22 protein-coding genes and 2 riboswitches are annotated in these 19,315 nt (G+C 62.6%); of the genes, 14 read left to right on the forward strand and 8 right to left on the reverse strand.

Annotation, left to right across the window (positions count from 1 at the left end; genetic code table 11):
- The first annotated feature begins 1 nt into the window (after window position 1).
- The 7 genes from Q1A85_RS04740 to Q1A85_RS04770 all read left to right on the forward strand — a co-directional run bounded on the left by Q1A85_RS04740 (window position 2) and on the right by Q1A85_RS04770 (window position 5,310).
- Window positions 2–517, forward strand: a complete 516-nt coding sequence (locus Q1A85_RS04740) for a hypothetical protein (protein ID WP_299685815.1) — start codon at window positions 2–4, stop codon at window positions 515–517.
- The gene (locus tag Q1A85_RS04745) at window positions 502–1,287 is read left to right on the forward strand and encodes an ABC transporter ATP-binding protein (protein WP_299685818.1); all 786 of its coding nucleotides are present in this window, start codon (window positions 502–504) and stop codon (window positions 1,285–1,287) included. Before Q1A85_RS04740 ends, Q1A85_RS04745 begins: the two co-directional genes overlap by 16 nt.
- 84 nt (window positions 1,288–1,371) lie before the next feature.
- Window positions 1,372–2,301: an ABC transporter permease subunit gene (locus Q1A85_RS04750; protein ID WP_299686346.1), complete on the forward strand. Its 930-nt coding sequence runs from the start codon at window positions 1,372–1,374 to the stop codon at window positions 2,299–2,301.
- Complete coding sequence (locus Q1A85_RS04755) at window positions 2,298–3,137, forward strand: ABC transporter permease (protein ID WP_299685820.1); 840 nt, start codon at window positions 2,298–2,300, stop codon at window positions 3,135–3,137. The genes Q1A85_RS04750 and Q1A85_RS04755 overlap by 4 nt, the downstream gene beginning before the upstream one ends.
- 26 nt (window positions 3,138–3,163) lie before the next feature.
- Window positions 3,164–4,144 (forward strand): ABC transporter substrate-binding protein, encoded by a 981-nt coding sequence (locus tag Q1A85_RS04760; RefSeq protein ID WP_299685822.1) that lies wholly within the window; start codon window positions 3,164–3,166, stop codon window positions 4,142–4,144.
- Between the two features lie 112 nt (window positions 4,145–4,256).
- The gene (locus Q1A85_RS04765) at window positions 4,257–4,520 is read left to right on the forward strand and encodes a hypothetical protein (protein ID WP_299685824.1); all 264 of its coding nucleotides are present in this window, start codon (window positions 4,257–4,259) and stop codon (window positions 4,518–4,520) included.
- A 193-nt stretch (window positions 4,521–4,713) separates the two neighbouring features.
- Entirely contained in the window at window positions 4,714–5,310 is a 597-nt protein-coding gene (locus tag Q1A85_RS04770; protein ID WP_299685826.1) for a transposase, read from the forward strand.
- Between the two features lie 237 nt (window positions 5,311–5,547).
- Here Q1A85_RS04770 and ettA read toward each other — a convergent pair whose 3' ends face one another.
- Window positions 5,548–7,203, reverse strand: a complete 1,656-nt coding sequence (gene ettA / locus Q1A85_RS04775) for an energy-dependent translational throttle protein EttA (RefSeq protein WP_299685829.1) — start codon at window positions 7,201–7,203, stop codon at window positions 5,548–5,550.
- A gap of 166 nt (window positions 7,204–7,369) precedes the next feature.
- Between ettA and Q1A85_RS04780 the strand changes: the two genes are divergently transcribed.
- Both Q1A85_RS04780 and Q1A85_RS04785 read left to right on the forward strand, forming a co-directional pair.
- Window positions 7,370–8,668, forward strand: coding sequence for an alpha/beta hydrolase (locus tag Q1A85_RS04780; protein ID WP_299685832.1), 1,299 nt, complete (start codon window positions 7,370–7,372; stop codon window positions 8,666–8,668).
- Entirely contained in the window at window positions 8,665–9,132 is a 468-nt protein-coding gene (locus Q1A85_RS04785) for an MOSC domain-containing protein (RefSeq protein WP_299685834.1), read from the forward strand. Before Q1A85_RS04780 ends, Q1A85_RS04785 begins: the two co-directional genes overlap by 4 nt.
- On the opposite strand, the gene Q1A85_RS04790 is transcribed toward Q1A85_RS04785, so the two are convergent.
- A complete protein-coding gene (locus Q1A85_RS04790; RefSeq protein ID WP_299685836.1) occupies window positions 9,129–10,034 on the reverse strand; it encodes a hypothetical protein in 906 nt (301 codons plus the stop codon). The genes Q1A85_RS04785 and Q1A85_RS04790 overlap by 4 nt on opposite strands.
- A gap of 68 nt (window positions 10,035–10,102) precedes the next feature.
- On the opposite strand from Q1A85_RS04790, the gene Q1A85_RS04795 reads away from it, so the two are divergent.
- Window positions 10,103–10,717: a nicotinate-nucleotide adenylyltransferase gene (locus Q1A85_RS04795; RefSeq protein ID WP_299685838.1), complete on the forward strand. Its 615-nt coding sequence runs from the start codon at window positions 10,103–10,105 to the stop codon at window positions 10,715–10,717.
- A gap of 86 nt (window positions 10,718–10,803) precedes the next feature.
- Window positions 10,804–12,264: a D-alanyl-D-alanine carboxypeptidase/D-alanyl-D-alanine-endopeptidase gene (gene dacB, locus Q1A85_RS04800; RefSeq protein ID WP_299685840.1), complete on the forward strand. Its 1,461-nt coding sequence runs from the start codon at window positions 10,804–10,806 to the stop codon at window positions 12,262–12,264.
- Between the two features lie 89 nt (window positions 12,265–12,353).
- Here dacB and Q1A85_RS04805 read toward each other — a convergent pair whose 3' ends face one another.
- Window positions 12,354–13,586, reverse strand: a complete 1,233-nt coding sequence (locus Q1A85_RS04805; RefSeq protein WP_299685842.1) for a D-amino acid dehydrogenase — start codon at window positions 13,584–13,586, stop codon at window positions 12,354–12,356.
- A 62-nt stretch (window positions 13,587–13,648) separates the two neighbouring features.
- Window positions 13,649–13,757: riboswitch (glycine riboswitch) on the reverse strand.
- Between the two features lie 14 nt (window positions 13,758–13,771).
- A riboswitch (glycine riboswitch) is annotated at window positions 13,772–13,865 on the reverse strand.
- Window positions 13,866–14,035: 170 nt separating this feature from the next.
- Here Q1A85_RS04805 and Q1A85_RS04810 point away from each other — a divergent pair.
- Window positions 14,036–14,596: a phage tail protein gene (locus Q1A85_RS04810; protein WP_299685845.1), complete on the forward strand. Its 561-nt coding sequence runs from the start codon at window positions 14,036–14,038 to the stop codon at window positions 14,594–14,596.
- On the opposite strand, the gene Q1A85_RS04815 is transcribed toward Q1A85_RS04810, so the two are convergent.
- Together Q1A85_RS04815 and Q1A85_RS04820 are read right to left on the reverse strand one after the other, a co-directional pair.
- A complete protein-coding gene (locus tag Q1A85_RS04815; RefSeq protein ID WP_299685848.1) occupies window positions 14,597–15,055 on the reverse strand; it encodes a phage tail protein in 459 nt (152 codons plus the stop codon).
- 6 nt (window positions 15,056–15,061) lie between these two features.
- Window positions 15,062–15,487 carry a tellurite resistance TerB family protein gene (locus Q1A85_RS04820; protein WP_299685851.1) on the reverse strand — a complete coding sequence of 142 codons (426 nt, stop codon included), beginning with the start codon at window positions 15,485–15,487 and terminating at the stop codon, window positions 15,062–15,064.
- Between the two features lie 143 nt (window positions 15,488–15,630).
- Between Q1A85_RS04820 and Q1A85_RS04825 the strand changes: the two genes are divergently transcribed.
- Entirely contained in the window at window positions 15,631–17,208 is a 1,578-nt protein-coding gene (locus Q1A85_RS04825; RefSeq protein WP_299685853.1) for a lysine--tRNA ligase, read from the forward strand.
- Window positions 17,209–17,530: 322 nt separating this feature from the next.
- A complete protein-coding gene (locus Q1A85_RS04830) occupies window positions 17,531–17,932 on the forward strand; it encodes a DUF4864 domain-containing protein (RefSeq protein ID WP_299685856.1) in 402 nt (133 codons plus the stop codon).
- Here Q1A85_RS04830 and Q1A85_RS04835 read toward each other — a convergent pair.
- Genes Q1A85_RS04835 through Q1A85_RS04845 form a run of 3 tightly spaced genes read right to left on the reverse strand, consistent with a single transcriptional unit; the run spans window position 17,922 to window position 19,311 of the window.
- Entirely contained in the window at window positions 17,922–18,380 is a 459-nt protein-coding gene (locus Q1A85_RS04835) for a hypothetical protein (protein ID WP_299685859.1), read from the reverse strand. The genes Q1A85_RS04830 and Q1A85_RS04835 overlap by 11 nt on opposite strands.
- The gene (locus Q1A85_RS04840; protein WP_299685862.1) at window positions 18,377–18,943 is read right to left on the reverse strand and encodes a TetR/AcrR family transcriptional regulator; all 567 of its coding nucleotides are present in this window, start codon (window positions 18,941–18,943) and stop codon (window positions 18,377–18,379) included. The genes Q1A85_RS04835 and Q1A85_RS04840 overlap by 4 nt, the downstream gene beginning before the upstream one ends.
- Entirely contained in the window at window positions 18,940–19,311 is a 372-nt protein-coding gene (locus Q1A85_RS04845) for a hypothetical protein (protein WP_299685865.1), read from the reverse strand. Before Q1A85_RS04845 ends, Q1A85_RS04840 begins: the two co-directional genes overlap by 4 nt.
- Window positions 19,312–19,315 lie beyond the last annotated feature (4 nt).

A 19,315-nucleotide genomic window follows, 5' to 3' on the forward strand; every position in this document is an offset into this window, starting at 1 on the left:
ATTGGCGAATTGGTTCACGCCCGACCCAATTCCGAACTCGGATGTCGCTGACCGGGATGCCCGCAATAAAGCCGCACTGCTATTGCGTCGCTTTGCAGTTGGGCGGATTACGAACGATGAATTCGAAGATGGCGCACCGACAACGGCTGATCCTGCCGTGGCTGCGATCTGGGATACTGCGTGGGTCTATTACTCCGATTTGCGCGAACACCGTCTTCGCGGGCCTGATCGGCTGCATCCAGACGCGAAACGCGCATGGGTTCGCTGGATTCTTTTTCTTGATTCCGATCTGCCGTATCGATGGCCCGCAATCCGGCATCCCGGCAATGATCCGGAGGCAGGACGCCGTTGCGATCTTTTGGCTTGGCTTATCGGGTCACTGAGCCGTGTGTCTGCAACACCTGAACAAGAACGCTTCACAAATTCGGGGCATTATCCTGTCTGGCCGTTCTCGTCAGTGCGTGATTACAAAGCGGCGCTTCGAAACCCAAAGAGGTTGGCGTGCCAAAAGCAATAAACGTAATCAGCGCTCAAAATCTCGACCTGACATTTCAGACGAATGACGGCCCCGTTCACGCGCTCAAGGGCGTATCGCTGGATATCGAAAAGGGGGACTTCGTGTCCTTCATTGGCCCTTCGGGCTGCGGCAAGACGACGTTTCTGCGCTGCATGGCGGATCTTGAGGCACCCACCGGAGGGTCAATCACCGTAAACGGGGTGTCGCCGGAAGAAGCGCGGAAGGCGCGGGCCTATGGGTACGTGTTTCAGGCCGCTGGGCTTTATCCGTGGCGGACAATCGGGCGGAACATTTCGTTGCCGCTCGAGATCATGGGGTATTCCAAGGGCGATATCGCGGAACGGGTGACGCGGACTTTGGAGTTGGTCGAGCTGTCTGGTTTTGAAAAGAAATTCCCGTGGCAGCTGTCTGGCGGGATGCAACAGCGTGCTTCAATCGCGCGGGCGCTGGCCTTTGATGCTGATATCCTGCTGATGGATGAACCATTCGGAGCGCTGGACGAAATCGTTCGGGACCACTTGAATGAACAACTCTTGCAGCTGTGGGCGCGGACGGAAAAGACGATCGCCTTTGTCACTCATTCCATCCCCGAGGCGGTCTATCTGTCCACGCGCATCGTTGTGATGTCGCCGCGTCCGGGGCGGATCACTGATGTGATCGAAAGCACCCTGCCGCGTGAGCGACCGCTGGATATCCGCGAAAGCCCGGAGTTCCTTGAGATTGCCCACCGGGTGCGGGACGGGTTGCGAGCCGGGCACGCCTATGACTGAGGGTCACGTGATTGTCGGGATCGGGCGTGAGGGGCCAGCCCCTCACACTCCCCGGGATTTTTTGGGGACAGAGACGGGGACATGATGCGCTCGACCTTTCCAGTTTTGACTGTGTTGGCCGTGATTGTGGGCGTCTGGTATCTGGCTGTGGCCCCGATGAACGTGCGTGTGGCGCTGGATCAGGCTGAGCGCGCCGGTTCGGCCATTGTGCCCGAAGGCTCCGTCCCACGGCGGGATGTGTCGGTGTGGCGGCTGATGTTGAACAACACCGCACACGTGCCGCTAGGTTACGCGCTGGAGCGACCACGCCTCCCGACGCCGGGGCAAGTGGGTGCGGAATTGTGGAAGACCACCGGCGAGATGATCGCCAAGGGCAGGGCGTTTTCCAAACGCGGGCTGATCTACCATGGATGGATCACGTTGCAATCGACGCTGTGGGGCTTTGCGCTTGGCACGGTGTTGGGCATTGTGGGCGCTGTGGCGATTGTCTATTCCCGCACGGCACAGCTGAGCATGATGCCATGGGCGATCATTTCACAGACCATTCCCATTGTGGCACTGGCACCGATGATCATCGTGCTGTCGTCGCAGATGGGGGTCGAGGGGCGTGGCCTGCCCAAGGCGATCATTTCCGCCTATCTGTGTTTCTTTCCGGTGCTGGTGGGCATGGTCAAGGGGTTGCGTGCGCCGTTGCCAGCGCAATTGGACCTGCTCAGGACGTATAATGCCAGCGGTTTGCAAAGCTTTTTGCGGCTTCGGTTGCCTGCGTCGCTGCCGTACCTGTTCACCTCTCTCAAGATCGGGATCGCGGCGGCGCTTGTGGGGACCATTGTGGGCGAATTGCCGACCGGGGCCATCAGCGGTCTGGGCGCACGGATCCTGATCGGGGATCAGTTTGGCACACCGCTTGCGATCTGGTCGGCCCTGTTTGCTGCGGCCATCCTTGCCGGGGGACTGGTCACATTGCTTGATCTTGTGCAGCGGCTGACCCTCAAACGGATGGGGCTGGCATGAGTTGGGTCCTTGTCGCTTTGCTGGTGTGGGCCGCAGGCTGGGGTCTGAACATCATGCTGTCACGGTGGGGCGAGGTGCGGGCCGTGCGCGTGGCCGTACCCGTGATCTTTGGTCTGACGCTGCTGGCCATGTGGGAGGCGCTGGTGCGCGGCTTTGACGTGTCGCCGGTGATCCTGCCGCCACCGTCTGTGGTGGCGCAGACCTTTGCCGCATCGACCGACATTTTGTGGACGGATTTCAAGCAGACAGTGGTCAAGGGCGCGTTGCGCGGCTTTGTCATCGGCACCGTCGCCGCCTTCGTCACCGCGATCCTCATCGACCGATCGCAATTCCTGACCCGCGGCCTGTTGCCCATCGGCAATTTCGTGGCGGCCCTGCCCATTGTGGGCATCGCTCCCATTCTGGTGAACTGGTTCGGCTTTGACTGGCAGTCCAAGGCAGCGGTGGTCGTTGTCATGGTCTTTTTCCCGGTGCTGGTGAACACGGTGCAGGGCTTGCAGGAATCCTCAGCCATGCAGCGGGACCTGATGCGCACCTATGCGGCCGGATACTGGCAGACGCTGTGGCGTCTGCGTTTGCCCGCCGCCATGCCGTTTGTGTTCAACGGCCTCAAGATCGCGACCACGCTGGCCCTGATCGGCGCCATCGTCGCTGAATATTTCGGCTCACCCACGCGTGGTATGGGCTTTCGCATTTCGACGGGTGTCGGCAGCTTGTCCATCGACCTCGTGTGGGCTGAGATCGCGGTGGCCGCTTTGGCGGGCACGGCATTTTACGGTACGGTCGCGTTTGTGGAACGCATCGTGACGTTTTGGCATCCGTCGCAACGGGGATAAACACGCAAACCAACCTGGAGGGTATCATGAAGATCAAAGCAACACTCGCAGCGCTGTCGTTGACGGCAACGGGGGCTATGGCAGCCGATGACGTCACTTTGCAGCTCAAATGGGTCACACAAGCACAGTTCGCGGGCTACTACGTCGCACTAGAAAAAGGGTTTTATGGCGAGGAAGACCTTGATGTGACCATCAAACCCGGCGGGCCCGACATTGCGCCAACGCAGGTGCTTGCCGGCGGTGGCGCCGACGTGACCGTCGAATGGATGCCCGCCGCGTTGGCTGCGCGCGAAAAGGGTCTGCCGATGGTGAACATTGCGCAGCCGTTCAAATCGTCGGGCATGATGCTGACCTGCCGCAAGGATGCGGGCGTCGAGACCACCGACGATTTCCTGGGCAAGACGCTGGGTGTCTGGTTCTTTGGCAACGAGTTTCCGTTCCTGTCGTGGATGTCGCAATTGGGCATTGCCACAGATGGGTCGGAGGGCGGTGTTGAGGTGCTGAAACAGGGCTTCAACGTGGATCCGATCCTGAACGGGCAGGCAGCGTGCGTGTCGACCATGACCTATAATGAATACTGGCAGGTGATCGACGCGGGGCTCAGCCCCGACGATCTGACTGTGTTCAAATATGAGGACAATGGTGTGGCGACCCTTGAGGATGGGCTCTACGTGCTCGAGGAAAACCTCGCGGACCCGACGTTCGAGGATAAGATGGTGCGGTTCGTGCGCGCCTCCATGAAAGGCTGGAAATACGCTGAGGAGAACCCGGACGAGGCCGCAGAGATTGTGCTGGAGTTCGATGAGACCGGGGCCCAGACCGAGAAACACCAAAAGCGTATGATGGGTGAGATTGCCAAGCTGACCGCAGGGTCGAATGGCGCGCTGGATGTGGCGGATTATGAGCGGACCGTGCAATCGCTGCTGGCGGGTGGGTCTGATCCGGTGATCACCGCGGCGCCCGAGGGCGCGTGGACCCACGCAATCACGGACAAGGCGCTGAACTAAGACGTTCCGAATTGTCGGCAAAAGCCGGCCTTCGGGCCGGCTTTTTTCGTGCTGCGGGGTGGAAATGCAGCCCGCGCGCGCCAGATGGTATGAAAATCTAGGAGTGCGCCCGATGACCCGAATGGAAAACCTGCAACCCAACCTTGATGAACAGGCCCGTCAGGATGCGGTCTATGAGGCCGCGATGCGGTCGATCAATGCCAAGCAGCGCGAGACGGAGCGGCAAGGATATGTCGTGATGTCGGGGGCCATGAATTGGGGTGAGGGATCACTGAGCGACGGGATTTTCGGCAAGGTGAGCCATGCGGCCAAGCTGTTCATGATCGGATTTGCCTGCGTGCTGCCGCCACTGATGGTGTGGATTGTGCTGCTCTGATTTCTCCAGAGATCTGAGCATATCTAGAGGGTCCGGTTTCCGGGCCCTTTTTTTGATGTCCCACGCTGGGACAGGCCCCCAATGACGGAAAATCAATGAGTTACAGCGGCGGATTAACCGTGCGTTTAGGGTTGGGGCGTGGGTCCGCTGAACGCTCAACCAGTTGGTAACCAAGTTTGGGCATGGTTTTGACATGTCGATCTACCGTCGTTTCTTTCTGCCTGGGCGCACGTTTTTCTTTACTGTCGCTTTAGCCGACCCGTCTTCGGATATGCTTGTACGCCATGTGGATGTGTTGCGGGCAGCATTTGCGCAGACACGGGCGGAGCGACCGTTTGCCTGCGACGCGATGGTTGTTTTGCCGGACCATCTGCACGCGATCTGGACCATGCCGGAAGGGGATGCGGATTTTTCAACGCGCATTGGCGCGATCAAAGCGCGGTTTGTGATGGGGTTGCGTAGGGCGGGCTTCAGCCCGCCGATGGATTTGCCTGTGGTGCGGTCGGGGCGGTATGCCGGGCTTAAGCCCGGCCTACGTCGACACAAGCGTGAGATTGGGGTCTGGCAACGGCGATTTTGGGAACACTGCATCCGGGATGAAGCCGATTACGCGATGCACCTGCGGTATTGTTGGTTGAACCCGGTGAAACATGGCTACGTGGAGCACGCGGAGGCGTGGCCATATTCCTCTGTTCATCGGGATGTGCGATTGGGGCGCGTCCATTCGGACGTTTCAGGATCGGTGCCGGACGGGGCGTTCGGGGAGCCGGATGACGTGATGCGCGCGTAATGGGATAGAGCCGGACAGCACCGGTTTTCGTAGGGCGGGCTTCAGCCCGCCACGTGGTTAAAATTGGGACTGGTTCTGGGCGTGTGCCGGGCTGAAGCCCGGCCTACGCATCAATCAAGACCCGAAGATCAGCACGATAATCCCGTCCACCTCGTGCTGCGCTGACGGTACAGCTGCGTGCGAAGGCGCACGCTCGGCGCGCGCTTCTCCGAACCGTTGAGTGTTTAAGGGTCACACTCAGCGGACGAATTTTTTGTGTTTCAGGCGTTTGGGTTCAAGCGCGTCCGGCCCCAACCGCCGCTTCTTGTCTTCCTCGTAGTCCTCGAAATTCCCCTCGAACCACTCCACATGGGCATCCCCCTCAAACGCCAGAATATGCGTACAGATACGGTCCAAAAAGAACCGGTCGTGGGAGATCACAACAGCGCACCCGGCAAAATCGACCAAAGCGTCTTCCAAAGCGCGCAGGGTTTCGACGTCAAGGTCGTTGGTCGGTTCGTCGAGCAGCAGCACGTTGCCTCCTTCTTTCAACAGTCGTGCCATGTGGACGCGGTTGCGTTCGCCGCCTGACAGCAGCGACACTTTTTTCTGCTGGTCGCCGCCCTTGAAGTTGAAGGACGAGCAGTAGGCGCGGCTGTTCACCTGTGCGTCGCCCAGTTCGATGATTTCGGCACCGCCGGAGATCGCCTCCCACACCGTATCGCCGTCCTTGAGGTCGTCGCGGGACTGGTCGACATAGCTCAGTTCGACCGTATCACCTAGGCTTACGGACCCCGCGTCGGGCTGTTCCTGACCGGTGAGCATCTTGAACAGGGTCGATTTGCCCGCACCGTTGGGGCCGATGACCCCGACGATGCCGCCGGGAGGCAGGGCGAAGTCGAGATTTTCCACCAGCAGCTTATCACCCATGGCCTTGGACAGCCCTACGACCTCGATCACCTTGCCCCCCAGACGCGGACCGTTGGGGATAACGATCTGGGCGCGGGTGAGTTTTTCGCGCTCGGACTGGTCGGCAAGCTCGTTATAGGCGTTGATCCGGGCCTTGGATTTGGCTTGCCGCGCTTTGGCGCCCTGCCGCATCCATTCCAGTTCGCGTTCGAGGGTCTTCTGGCGCGACTTGTCCTCGCGCGCCTCTTGCTCCAGCCGCTTGGCTTTTTGTTCGAGCCATGCGGAATAGTTGCCCTCGTAGGGGATGCCGCGGCCACGGTCCAACTCAAGAATCCAGCCGGTGATGTCGTCGAGGAAGTAGCGGTCGTGGGTGACGATCAGGATCGTCCCTTTGTAGTCAATGAGATGCTGTTGCAGCCACGCGATTGTCTCGGCGTCGAGGTGGTTGGTCGGTTCGTCGAGCAGCAGCATTTCCGGCGCTTCCAGCAGAAGTTTGCAGAGCGCGACGCGCCGCGCCTCACCGCCCGACAACGTGGTCACGTCGGCGTCGTCGGGGGGGCAGCGCAGCGCCTCCATGCTGACGTCGATTTGGCTGTCCAGATCCCAGAGGTTTTCGGCGTCGATCTGGTCTTGCAGCGCGGCCATTTCGTCGGCGGTCTCGTCCGAGTAGTTCATGGCCAGCTCGTTATAGCGGTCCAGAATGGCCTTTTTCTCGGCCACGCCGAGCATGACGTTTTCCCGTACGGTGAGAGTGGGATCAAGCTTTGGTTCCTGCGGCAGGTAGCCGACCTTGGCCCCTTCGGCGACCCACGCCTCGCCCGAGAATTCGGTGTCGAGACCGGCCATGATCTTCATCAGCGTGGATTTGCCAGCGCCGTTGACGCCCACAACACCGATCTTGACGCCGGGCAGAAAGTTCAGGTGGATGTTTTCAAAGCATTTCTTGCCGCCCGGATAGGTCTTGGAGACGCCGGACATGTGGTAGACGTACTGATAGGCGGCCATGGGACGCTCCTGTGGATTGGGTTTGGTTGGATGTAGCTTCGGGCGCGGCCAAGGGCAATGGGGCGTGGATTGTGATCCGGGCGCAGCTGTGGCGGGCTTTCCACGTGGGCCGTGCGTGCCTATGGTGGCCGGAACGATGATGCAAAGACGGGGAGGGCGAGGGATCATGCGTGTGGCTTTGGCTGTCCTGCTGTGTGCGGTGCTTGTGGCCTGTGAGGTGGGTATCGGTCTGGCGCCGCCGCCGAACCTGTACCGGACCGGTCTGAACTATCCCGAAGAGCGTGTGCACCCGTCGCTGCGGACGGTGGAGCCAACGATATTCTTTATGACGGACCGGGCACCGGAGGCGGGGTCCTATGGCCGGGAACGGTCCGCGTCGATGGCGTTTGGCCGCGCGACGGTGCGGTTTGGCAAGGATCTGGACTGGCCCGAGTTGCTAAGCCGGACCCGGGCGGATTCGGACAAGAACATCTCGCGTCTGTGGGTGCCGGAGGTCGAAGAGATCGTGCGGTTCAACGGCACGCCGCTGGCCTATGAGCGGGTGGACGGCCAGTTGCGCCACCTGCCGCGCGTGCGGGCCCTGTACGAGGCGCAGACACAGGCGTTTCAGGACACCATTGCAGCACAGATCCGCGAGACGGGGAATGACAGGCTGATGGTCTATGTCCACGGGTTCAACAATGAATTCGAGGACGGCCTGACCACGATTGCGAACCTGTGGCACTTTGCCGGGCGCAACACGGTGCCGATTGCGTTCACATGGCCTGCGGGTGCGGGGGCGGGGCCGCTGGGTTATTTCCGGGACCGCGATTCCGGCACGTTCTCGGTGCATCACACCAAGGAATTTCTACGGATGCTGGGGGAAATCCCGGAGGTCTCGCAGATTGACATCATCGCACATTCAAGGGGCACGGATGTGGTGACGACCGCCCTGCGCGAGATGATCCTTGAGGCCCGCGGGTCCGGGCAGCACCCCAAGCTGGCGCTCAAGACCGGGACCTTCATCATGGCCGCACCTGACCTTGACGTGGGGATCGTGCGGCAGCGGTTGCAGGCGGAGCGGTTTTCCGAAGCGTTCGAGCAGATCAACCTGTACATCAACCCAAGCGACGGCGCGCTGCGCCTGTCCGCCTACCTGACCCGGTCGACCCGTCTGGGAGCGCTGCGGGACGAAGATTTCCTGCCCGGTGAACTGGAACTGCTGAGCAAGCAGGCGCTGGTGCATTTCATCCGTGTCGAAGGGGTCAGGGGCGGCTTTGGCCACGCCTATTTCCGCGACAACCCGGCGGTGCTGTCGGATGTTGTGCTGGCGCTGCGCACGCGCGCGTTTCCGGGCGGCACCCTGCGCCCGCTGACCCGCGAAACAGAAAACGACGTCTGGGTGCTGTACCCCAACTATCCGCTGGAGCAATTGCCCGACCTGAGCCCGCTCGAAGAACGCGCATTGGCCCGCGACGAACGGTGAGCGACCTGCATGATATGATAGCCCGCTGGGCGCAGTCCGGTGCGCTGTGCTGGATCGGCCTGCGGCCTGCGCGGGGGGCCGACATCACCGCGGTCGAAACGGTCGAGGTCACGCAAGACGGGCTGACCGGCGACCGGGGGCGTGCGGGCAAACGGGCAATCACGCTGATGCAGGCCGAGCATCTGCCGGTGATTGCCGCCTTTCTGGGGCGCGAGACGGTCCCGCCCGAGATGCTGCGGCGCAACCTGCTGGTGGAGGGCATCAATCTTGCCGGTCTCAAGGCGCGAGAGGTGCAGGTGGGCAACGCCGTGCTGCGCCCCACCACGATCTGCGCCCCGTGCAGCCAGATGGAGCGGGCGTTTGGCCACGGTGGCTATGCCGCGGTGCGTGGCCATGGCGGCTGGTGCGCGGAGGTGGTGACACCGGGCCTGATCCGCGTGGGCGACGCGGTCACGCCGCTTTAACCAAAGAGTTCCGCGTCAAGCACCTGCGACGCGGTCAGCATCATAAACCCTTCCTTGCGTGCGGCAGACAGGGCAAATCCCGGTGTCGCGTCAAAGGCGGCGACGCGGGCGTTCAGGGCATCAACATGTGTCCAGTCATGGGCAAAGGTGCCGTCGGGCCGTTCCACCAACCCCGGTCCACACAGGTCGCAATATGCGTCCCAGGACAGGAGGTTCACCCATGCTTTGGAACCGCCAAAGAGCCCGCGTTTGGGTGTCAGTTCATTGCGCATCATCAACACTGCGTCCGTGGCCGGGCTGATTGTGATGGTCGCATCGCTCCAGACAAAGAATGTGCGCGGGGTGTCCTTGTCCAGAAACCATTGGACCTGTGGCACGAAAAAGTCCTGATCCAGCGCATCCTCCCGCGCCGCGCGGCCCGCGTTCCAGTCATGCACCGCCCGGATCAGTGCGCCGGGCCGGGTATGGGCCTGAAAATCGGGGTGTTGTGCGGTCACCGCCTGCATCGCGCGGCGCGCGTGGTCGGTGTAGCGCGCCACAAAGGCAAGCTGATCGAGCGGACCGGCAAAGGTGCTGTCGGTCTGGGGGTCGTAAATGTGCAGGTCGTGTGACTGCATGAGGTCGGACACGATCCGGGCGGCCACGCAGGCAAAATGGAGCGGGCGGTTGAAGTTGAGGATCAGCATCGCCACAGTGCCCGGCGGTGCGGTATCATCTTCGGTGTCCGGCGCGCCAAGATCAAAGATCATATGCACGTCCGTATCGGCGTATTCGTATTCGGCCTGTGCAAATCCGTTCTGTCCGCCCGACACAGTGAAATGGGGGCGTCCGGCGAACCAGTCCTGTAGGGTCTGAAGGTCCGGTGCAGCGCCGTTGGGCAGGAAATAGACGTCGTAACTCATGCGTGTACTGCGCGTTCAGGCCCCTGAAATTGTTTGACCTTCGCGGGGCGTTTGGTCTTAACCCCACTATGCGTTGCGGATTTCCTTTTGCAAGACCGGGTCAGGTGATCGGCCTTTTGGGCGGGTCCTTTGACCCGGCGCATGAGGGGCATGTCCACATCACCCGCGAGGCGATGAAACGGTTTGGTCTGGGCCGTGTGTGGTGGCTGGTGAGCCCCGGCAACCCGCTCAAGGAACATGGCCCCGCGCCGCTGGCCCGCCGGATGGAGCGCGCACGGGCGGTGATGCGTGACCCGCGCGTGACGGTGACGGATATCGAGGCAACACTGGGCACCCGTTACACCGCGCAGACGCTGGCCGCGCTGCGCGCGCGGTATCCCGGTGTGCGGTTCGTCTGGTTGATGGGGGCTGACAATCTGGCTCAGTTTCACCGCTGGCAGGACTGGACATGGATCATGGAAAACGTCCCCGTCGGCGTCTTGGCCCGGCCCAATGACCGGATTTCGGCGCGCATGAGCCCGGCGGCGCGGCTTTATCGTCCGTACCGCATTGCGGGGCGGGCGAGCCAGATGCTGTCCCGCGTGGACGCGCCCGCATGGTGTTTCGTCAACGTGGCGATGTCGCCGCAATCCTCAAGCGCGATCCGCGCGGCAGGGGACTGGGGCGCGCCTGCGGAAAAGTGATCCGGGGCGGGCATTGCGCGGTTGTTTGCCCATTCGCGCTGGGGTTAGATGCGACTATGGTGCGCGGGTTTTCGAGACGATTGTTTATGGGGTTGCTGGGGGCCGGAGTGGCCCAGACGGTGTCGGCGGCACCGCCCACGGCGTCGCTGCGCCCCGTCGCGCGCGGTGCCGATCATTTCAAGAAAGCCGTGGCCGGACCCGAGGCGATTGTGGCCAAGGCCAATCTGGGCGGGCGCGTCGTCTTTGCCGTGGCGGACCCGCGGACGGGTCAGATCCTCGAAGGTGTGAACACCAAGGTGGGCACGCCCCCGGCGAGCGTCGCCAAGGCCGTGACCGCGCTCTATGCGTTGAACGCGCTGGGCCCGTCGCATCGGTTTGAGACCCGTGTGATGGTCACCGGGGCAGTGTCGAACGGTGTGGTCAGCGGTGATCTGGTGCTGGTGGGGGGCGGAGACCCGACGCTGGACACCAATATGCTGGCCGCGTTGGCGCAGGCGCTCAAGAACAAGGGTATCCGCGAGGTGCGCGGCGGGTTCATGGTGGCGGAGGGCCTATTGCCCTATGCCAAGACCATCGACCGGGATCAGCCGGATCACGTGGGCTACAGCCCGGCGGTGTCGGGCATCGCGCTGAACTACAACCGGGTGCATTTCGAGTGGAAGCGGTCGGGTGGTGGCTATGGGGTGACGATGGACGCGCGGTCGGACCGGTATCGGCCTGCGGTCTACACCTCGAAGATGCAGATCGCGGACCGGAGCCTTCCGGTTTATTCCTACAGCGAAAGCGGCGGGGTTGACCGGTGGACCGTCGCGCGCGGCGCGCTGGGCAATGGCGGGGCGCGTTGGCTGCCGGTGCGCAATCCCGCGCTATACGCGGGCGACGTGTTCCAGACGCTGATGCGGGCGCAGGGGATTGTGCTGAAGCCCCCCAAGGTGGTCAAACGCGCGCCCGGCGGCACGGTTCTGGCGGTGCATCAAAGCGACGAGTTGCGGGTGATCCTGCGCGACATGCTGCGGTTTTCGACCAACCTGACCGCCGAAATGGTGGGCATGGCCGCCACGCTCAGGCGGACAGGCAAAGTGGCGAGCCTGAAGGCGTCGGCAGGCGAGATGAGCCGGTGGGCCGCGTCCGCGCTGGGCGCGCAGGGCACGCGGCTGGTGGATCATTCGGGGCTGGGCGGAGACAGCAAGATGACCGCAGAGGGTATGGTGCAGGCGCTGGTCAAGGTGCATGGTAACCGCGGGTTGCGCCCGATCCTCAAACCTTTTGCGATGCGGGATGCCAAGCGGAAGGTGATCAAGACCCATCCCATTGAGGTCCATGCCAAGACGGGCACGCTGAATTTTGTGTCGGGTCTGGCGGGGTATATGACGGCGCGCGACGGGCGCGAACTGGCCTTTGCCATTTTTTGCGCGGATGAGCGGACGCGGTCGCGGATTTCCAAGGCCAACCGCGAGGCCCCGCAGGGCGCGCGCGGCTGGAACCGGCGGGCCAAGGCGATGCAGCAGGCGCTGATCGAGCGCTGGGGCGCGCTCTACGGCAGTTAGATGTCGCCGCATGGTCATGCGGCGACCGGCTGGGGGGCCAGCCCCCCAGACCCCCCGTGGTATTTTTGGTCAGAAGAAGATGGGCGCCGTCAGGCGGCGATCTTCATGCGGCGGGCGTCGATGATGTCGGCGGTGGCTTCGGCGGTGGCCGCAGACAGGGTCCAGCCGAGGTGGCCGTGGCCGGTGTTGTAGTAGACACCCGGTTTGGCACCTGGCCCCACGCGCGGCATCATTGAGGGCAGCATGGGCCGCAGGCCCGCCCATGGCACGCAATGTTCGGTGGAGACGTCGGGAAAGAACGCCTCGCACCATTGGCGCAGCGGGCGGATACGGTCGTCGCGGATGTCGAGGTTGTAGCCGTTGAACTCGGCGGTGCCCGCGATGCGGAAGCGGCCCTTGCCCAAGCGGGACGTCACGATCTTGGCCTCGTCGTCCAGCAGGCTGACCCACGGGGCTGCGGCCTGACTGGCGGCGTCATCGAGGTTGACGGTGATGGAGTAGCCCTTGACCGGGTAAATGTTGATGCGGTCACCCAGTCGCGCGCCGATGGCGCGGCTGCCGACACCGGCGCAGACCACGATGCCGTCGAAATCCTGTTGCCGGGCACGCGCGTCTTCGGTCCAGCCGAGGCGGATGCCGGTGCCGGTGTGGCAAAGCTGGGTGACGTCGGATTTGTAGTGGAACGCCACCCCCATGCGCGCGCAGCCATCGGAAAGGGCACGGGCGTAGCGGTGGATGTCGCCGGTAAAGTCGCTTTCGGTGTAGAACCCGCCCAGCGTATCGGTCTTGAGCGCCGGTTCCAGCGCCTGCACCTCGGTGGCCGAGACCTCGCGACGGTCAAGCCCTGCCTGTGACAGCAAGTCGTTCACCCGGCGCGCATGGTCAAATTCGGCCTGCTTTTTGTAGACGTGCAGGATACCGCGCTGTTCGCAATCGAATGTGAACCCGACCTCGCGGGCGAACCCCATCAGGTGCGCGCGCGCCGATATGGCGAGGCGCGTGGTTTCGATCGTGTTGCGTTCGTAATGGGGAATGTTGCCCATGAACTCGGCCATCCAGCTTAGCTTGTGCCACGAGGGGCGCGGGTTCACCAGCAGGGGCGCGTCGGATTTCAGCATCCATTTGAGCCCTTTGAAGATGGTGCCCCAACGTGTCCACACCTCGGCGTTGGAGGCTGACAATTGCCCGCCATTGGCAAAGGATGTCTCCATCGCGGCATAGCGGTTGCGGTCAAACACGGAGACGGCAAAGCCGCGGCGCGCCAGCGCATAGGCAGTGGTGATGCCGGTGATACCGGCACCGATAACGGCGATATGGGTCATTGGGGGTCCTCCCAAAATCACGGCGATGACGCAGGACGCAGCCCCGGCACCATGCCGGGCAGGCGTCCCCATCTGTCGCGTGACCTGAGAGCTTCGCAGGCGCGGGCGCGCTGCTTTCTCCTTCGGTGGGCCGGATACCGTGCGGTCCGACCACTCTCCAGATCGTCGCATAAGCCCCTAGGGGCGCGGCGGACACGGTTCCTTGTGCCTGAGAGTTTCCGGGGCGTTGCTCCTTCGGCGGCGGGGTGTCTGTGCCCCGCGCTCTCCCATGTCAGCCTTGTGCGACTGACGGGCGTATAGGAAGCTGTTGTGAGTCGTGCAAATCTTATTTGTGCATCGGGCGACGATTTCGGCGTGCATGGTTTTCAGGCAGCGCTCGCCGCCTGTTACCATCGTGTGCCGGGCCTGCGTGCGCACGCAGTTGCCCAGCAGAACCAGAGAGTGAACGATTGTCAGAAAACACCTTTTTCGAGACCCCGCAGCGGCTGACGCCCTATCCGAATTTCCGATTCAAGATCAAATGGGACCAGAACGGTAGACCGACTTATGTTGCGGGCATCAGCCGTGTCTCTGCGTTGAACCGATCAACATCTGTGATCCGGCACCGCGAGGGGGGCGATCCGTCGGCGATGCATCTGGCGCCGGGTCAGACAGAATACGGACCCATCACGCTGGAACGTGGCGTGTGCCACGATCCGGCATTCACGGCGTGGGCGAACAAGGTGTTTGACCGTCGCAACACGCCCCCGCCAGACCCGGACGAGATGTCACAGGCCGATCACCGCAGGAACCTGACCATCGAAGTCTACAATGAGGCGGGCCAGAAGGTATTGGCCTACAACGTCTACAACGCCTGGGTGTCCGAATTTCAATCGGTGTCAGACCTTGATGCCAATGGGGAGGCGGCCATCCTGATCCAGTCCATGACGGTTGAAAATGAAGGCTGGGAGCGGGACACATCGGTCAAACCAGATGCTGAGCCACGCTTTACCCTGCCTGCATCGGATTGATCACCGTGCGGTGGGGTCCCGCGTGATCTCTTGGTAGGCCAGTTCAAGGGTATCAACCGCCAGTTCGTTTTTCATCGAATCCAGACTGTCCGCCTTCCATCCGACCGGATAGGCGGTGCGCACCGTCCATGACGCCAAGGCTTGGTTCGTCGTGTTGAGCAACGTGATGTGGACCGTTTTGGGTTCGATGGGAGCGGTCAAACTCCCTTGCAGCGTCTGGTGGACCCACTGCACCAACGGACCATTTGCAGGTGCCACCATATGTTTCAGTTTGAGGTTTGCGTGTCTTGGCGATTTCGGCAGACTGTGGACAAAGCGGTTTTCGCCACCTTCAACAAGCGGCTCGGTGTCCATCGTGCTGTCCAGACCTTCCACCCCCTGCGCCAGTACCGGCTGAACGTCACCGGCGAGGGTGACGCGGAAGGTAAACGCAGTCGTCGGTGCAAGGGTTTGGGCCACGGTGGATCAAACCGTCAGGTGCCGCGCACGGGCGCCGCGTTCGATGGCGGCGGCGTGCAGGCGGTCGATGTTCAGTTCATAGCGGATTTCTTCGAGCAGGCGCAGCTCAGCCTCGTCCAGCGTGCCGTCGGCTGCGGCCACATCGCAGGCCAGCGCATAGGCGGTTTCAAAGAGGTATTCCGGCAGCGCATCCCGCACGAGACCAAAGAGCGCGTCGAGCCCGTCCTCTTGTTCAAAGAGGTCAAAGACGGTCCGGCTGACCACCGGCAGGCGGTCCGCGTCGAAATCGGCAAAGACGGGCAGCATGTTGACGGCTGAGTTGATCTTGACCAGTTCGGCGGTGCGAATGTCCTCGTCCGAGGCGGACACCGCGACCATGACCGCGACCAGCGCGTCCTGCGGGGTAAGGGAAAGGGTTTCGATGTCCGACATGGGGCTGCGTTCCTGATCAAAGGCGTTTGTCCCTCAATATTGACGCCTTGCACCGCCCGCAATAGGTAAGCCCGGATCACGCGGGCCCCCGCGCGGTGCAAGTGGCTGCGGCATGGTGCCGGGCCTGAATGTAGGACACCCCGATGTCGAATTTCCGTGACGCTGCGATGACGAGCAAAGCCTGGCCTTTCGAAGAGGCGCGGCGGCTGCTCAAACGCTATGAGGCGGCGCCGCCGGAAAAGGGCTTTGTGCTGTTCGAGACGGGCTACGGGCCGTCGGGCCTGCCGCATATCGGCACCTTTGGCGAGGTGGCGCGGACAACGATGGTGCGTCGGGCGTTTGAGGCGATTTCCGACATTCCCACCAAGCTGGTCTGTTTTTCGGACGATCTGGACGGGATGCGCAAAGTGCCGGGCAACGTGCCCAACCCGGAAACGCTGGAGCCGCATTTGCAGATGCCGCTGACCAGTGTGCCTGACCCGTTTGGCACGCATGAAAGTTTTGGTCACCACAACAACGCGATGCTGCGGCGGTTCCTTGATACGTTCGGGTTTGATTACGAGTTCATCTCGGCCCGCGAATTCTACCGTTCGGGGCAGTTCGACGAGACCCTGCTGCGCTGTGCGGAGAAATACGACGACCTGATGGCGATCATGCTGAAGTCGCTGCGCGAAGAGCGTGCGGCGACCTATTCGATCTTCCTGCCGATCCATCCCGAGACGGGGCGGGTTCTTTATGTGCCGATGAAGCATGTGGATGCGGGCGCGGGCACGGTCACCTTCGACACGCCCGAGGGCGAAGAGATGACGCTGCCGGTGACGGGCGGCAACGTCAAGCTCCAGTGGAAGCCGGATTTCGGCGCGCGCTGGGCGGCGCTTGGCGTGGACTTCGAGATGTATGGCAAGGAACACGCAACCAACGAAAAGATCTATGACGCGATCTGCCGGACGCTGGGTGCCCGCCCGCCCAACCATTTCTCGTACGAGCTGTTCCTCGACGATCAGGGCCAGAAGATTTCCAAGTCGTCGGGCAACGGTGTGAGCATCGACGAATGGCTGACCTATGCCTCGACCGAGTCGCTGAGCTATTTCATGTACCAAAAGCCAAAGACGGCCAAGCGCATGTTCTTTGACGTGATCCCCAAGGCGGTGGACGAATATCACCAGCAACTGCGCGCCTATGCGGGTCAGGACGACAAGGGGCGCGCGGCGAACCCGGTCTGGCACATCCACTCGGGCGATGTTCCGCAAAGCGACATGGTGGTGCCCTTTGCCATGCTCCTGAACCTCGCGTCAGTCAGTCAGGCCGAGGACAAGGCGACGCTGTGGGCCTTTATCCAGCGCTATGCGCCGGGCACGGGGCCGGACACGCATCCCGGAATGGACCGCGCCGTGGGCCATGCGGTGGCCTATTACAACGACTTTGTAAAACCCGCGAAAGTGTACCGCCTGCCCACCGACACCGAGCGCGCGGCGCTGGAAGCGTTGCGTGCCGAACTGGTCGCCTATGACGGAGCGGTCGAGGATGAGGCGCTGCAATCGGTGGTCTACGCCGTGGGCCGCGACCGGTTTGACCCGCTGCGTGGCTGGTTCACTGCGCTGTACGAGGTGCTGCTGGGCGCGTCCCAAGGTCCCCGTTTTGGCGGGTTCATCGCGCTTTATGGTGTGGACGAAACGGTGGCGTTGATTGATCAGGCGCTGGCCGGTGAACTGGTGGCCTGATCGACAGCGCAGCCACGTGCAAAGTGACGTCCGAGAGAGAGACGACATGCGCTAACCCTTTGTGACGATTGCATACTGCGCGGATCCTGGCCTTGCGGCCTGCGATGCGCCCGGTATCGACACAGGCACAACACCGGTTGCACGGGGCGACGCCCGCAGCGGTCACGGGCAAGCCGCGTTTTGAAAACCGTGGGCTGTTGCCCAAGCGGCAGGCGTGGAACCAAGCGCATTTTTCGCCTGTTCTGCCCGGCCTTGCATGTGCGCCGGTTGCCCGTCTCGGGCGCGGCGCTACCATCCTTGGATCACGAGCAAGGATGGATCGATGCACAAATGGGTTTTGGGATGGGTTCTGGCGATCGGCCTCGCGGGCGGCGTCTGGGCGCAGGACAGTGAAATCAAAGGCGTGATTTCGGGTCAGATCGAGGCGTTCAAGGCTGATGACTTTGAACAGGCCTTTACCTTTGCTGCGCCGTCGATCCGGCAAATCTTTCGCACGCCGGAAAATTTCGGCGTCATGGTGCGGCGCGGATACCCGATGGTGTGGCGCCCGTCCGAGGTGACCTTTCTCGATCTGCGGGAACAGAGCGGGTCCTATGTTCAGACTGTGCGGATTGAGGATGCGGAGGGTGCGGTGCACCTGCTGGCCTATGCGATGACGCAAACGCCGGATGGCTGGCGAATTTCCGGGGTTCAGATACTTGAGGCACCGGGCGTCAGCACCTGATCCGGCCTAAGGCGTTGCGCCAAGGCATGACATCGTGCGCGGCGGTTCGGTCAACATGTTCACTGCACAGGATGCCGGTCAGGTCTGACCGGCCCGCGTTCCAGAAATAGTCGCGCACGGGGCAATTCTGCCCACATGGCCTGCCCGCGCCTGCGACGGGTTTTATGCCGCCGCAGAGGGCCTTGGCGGGCCAAGGCAGCGCCGCGCGCGCGGCGGCCACAGCGGCAGGGGTCGGCAGGGCTGCGTCGTCTTCCAATAGGGTCACTGCGGCGCGGACGTTTTGCACCGCCATGCACAGGAACAGCCCGGTCGCCTGCGCTGGCATCGGGACAGGCGGCAGTCGGTCGAGCCGCTGTTGCAATTGGGCCTGTGTCACCTTGGTTCCGGCGGTGCGCGACAACCGCCAAGCAAACATATGTTGCCACATCAACGCCCGCATGGCCGTCATGCTGGTGCATCCCCGCCAAGCGCCGCGCGGATCATACGGTCGTAAAGTGCGGCCAGTTCCAACTGGCGGTCACGATCCATGTCGGGGTCCAGCAGGATAATCCCGCTAAAGGCGGCGTATTCGAGATGGGCGCAGTTCCGGGCCGTCGCGTCATCCAGCGCAAAGCGCTGGCAGTAGAGCGATGTGAGAACATCCAGCCGGAGATCGTCCGCGTCCCTGACGATCTGTGCGACCGCTGGGCGCCGCCGCCCGACCTCGCGGATGCCAAGCTCCAGCCGGTAGTCGATGGCCATGGCGGCCTCTGTCAGTGCAGCATCCTGTTGCGCGGCGGGCGCGTCGGGGTCGATGGCGCTGGCCACGTCCTGTGTTTGCGTGCGGTGCCACGCATCGGCCAGCGCGACCAGAAAGGATTCGTGATCCGCAAAGTGGTGGTAGAACGACCCCCGGGTCAGGTTGGCGGCGGCGCAGATCGCCTCCAGCTTGACGGCTTCGGCCCCGTTGGCCGACAGTTCGGCCAGCCCGAGGGCGACCCAATCGTCCCGGCTGAACCGCCGTCTGGTCATTGCATCAGGCCGGTCAGGCCCAGCAGGGCGACGGGCAGAAACAGCCAGCCTTGAGGCAAGCGGCTGTAGGTTTCGCGCACGACCGGAACCAGTGCGACGCCAACCAGAAAGAAGCCGGTGGCCAGCGCCGTGCCTGCCGCCGCCAGCGTGGCGTCACCCGCATGTGCGGCCCACAGAAAGAAACCCGCCATGCAGGCAATCGCGACAGTGGTGAAGTGCCAGCACAGATACTGCGTGTGGCGCACCACCGGGCTGAGCGCTGTGGCGCTGACAAGGGGCCGGGCGATCTGCCGCCCGCCGACAATGACATGAACGACAAGCCACAACGCAGACAGCGCCCCGGCGGACAAGAAAAACATGTGCGACATGGCG

The sequence above is a fragment of the uncultured Tateyamaria sp. genome, assembly GCF_947503385.1.
GTDB lineage: Bacteria > Pseudomonadota > Alphaproteobacteria > Rhodobacterales > Rhodobacteraceae > Tateyamaria.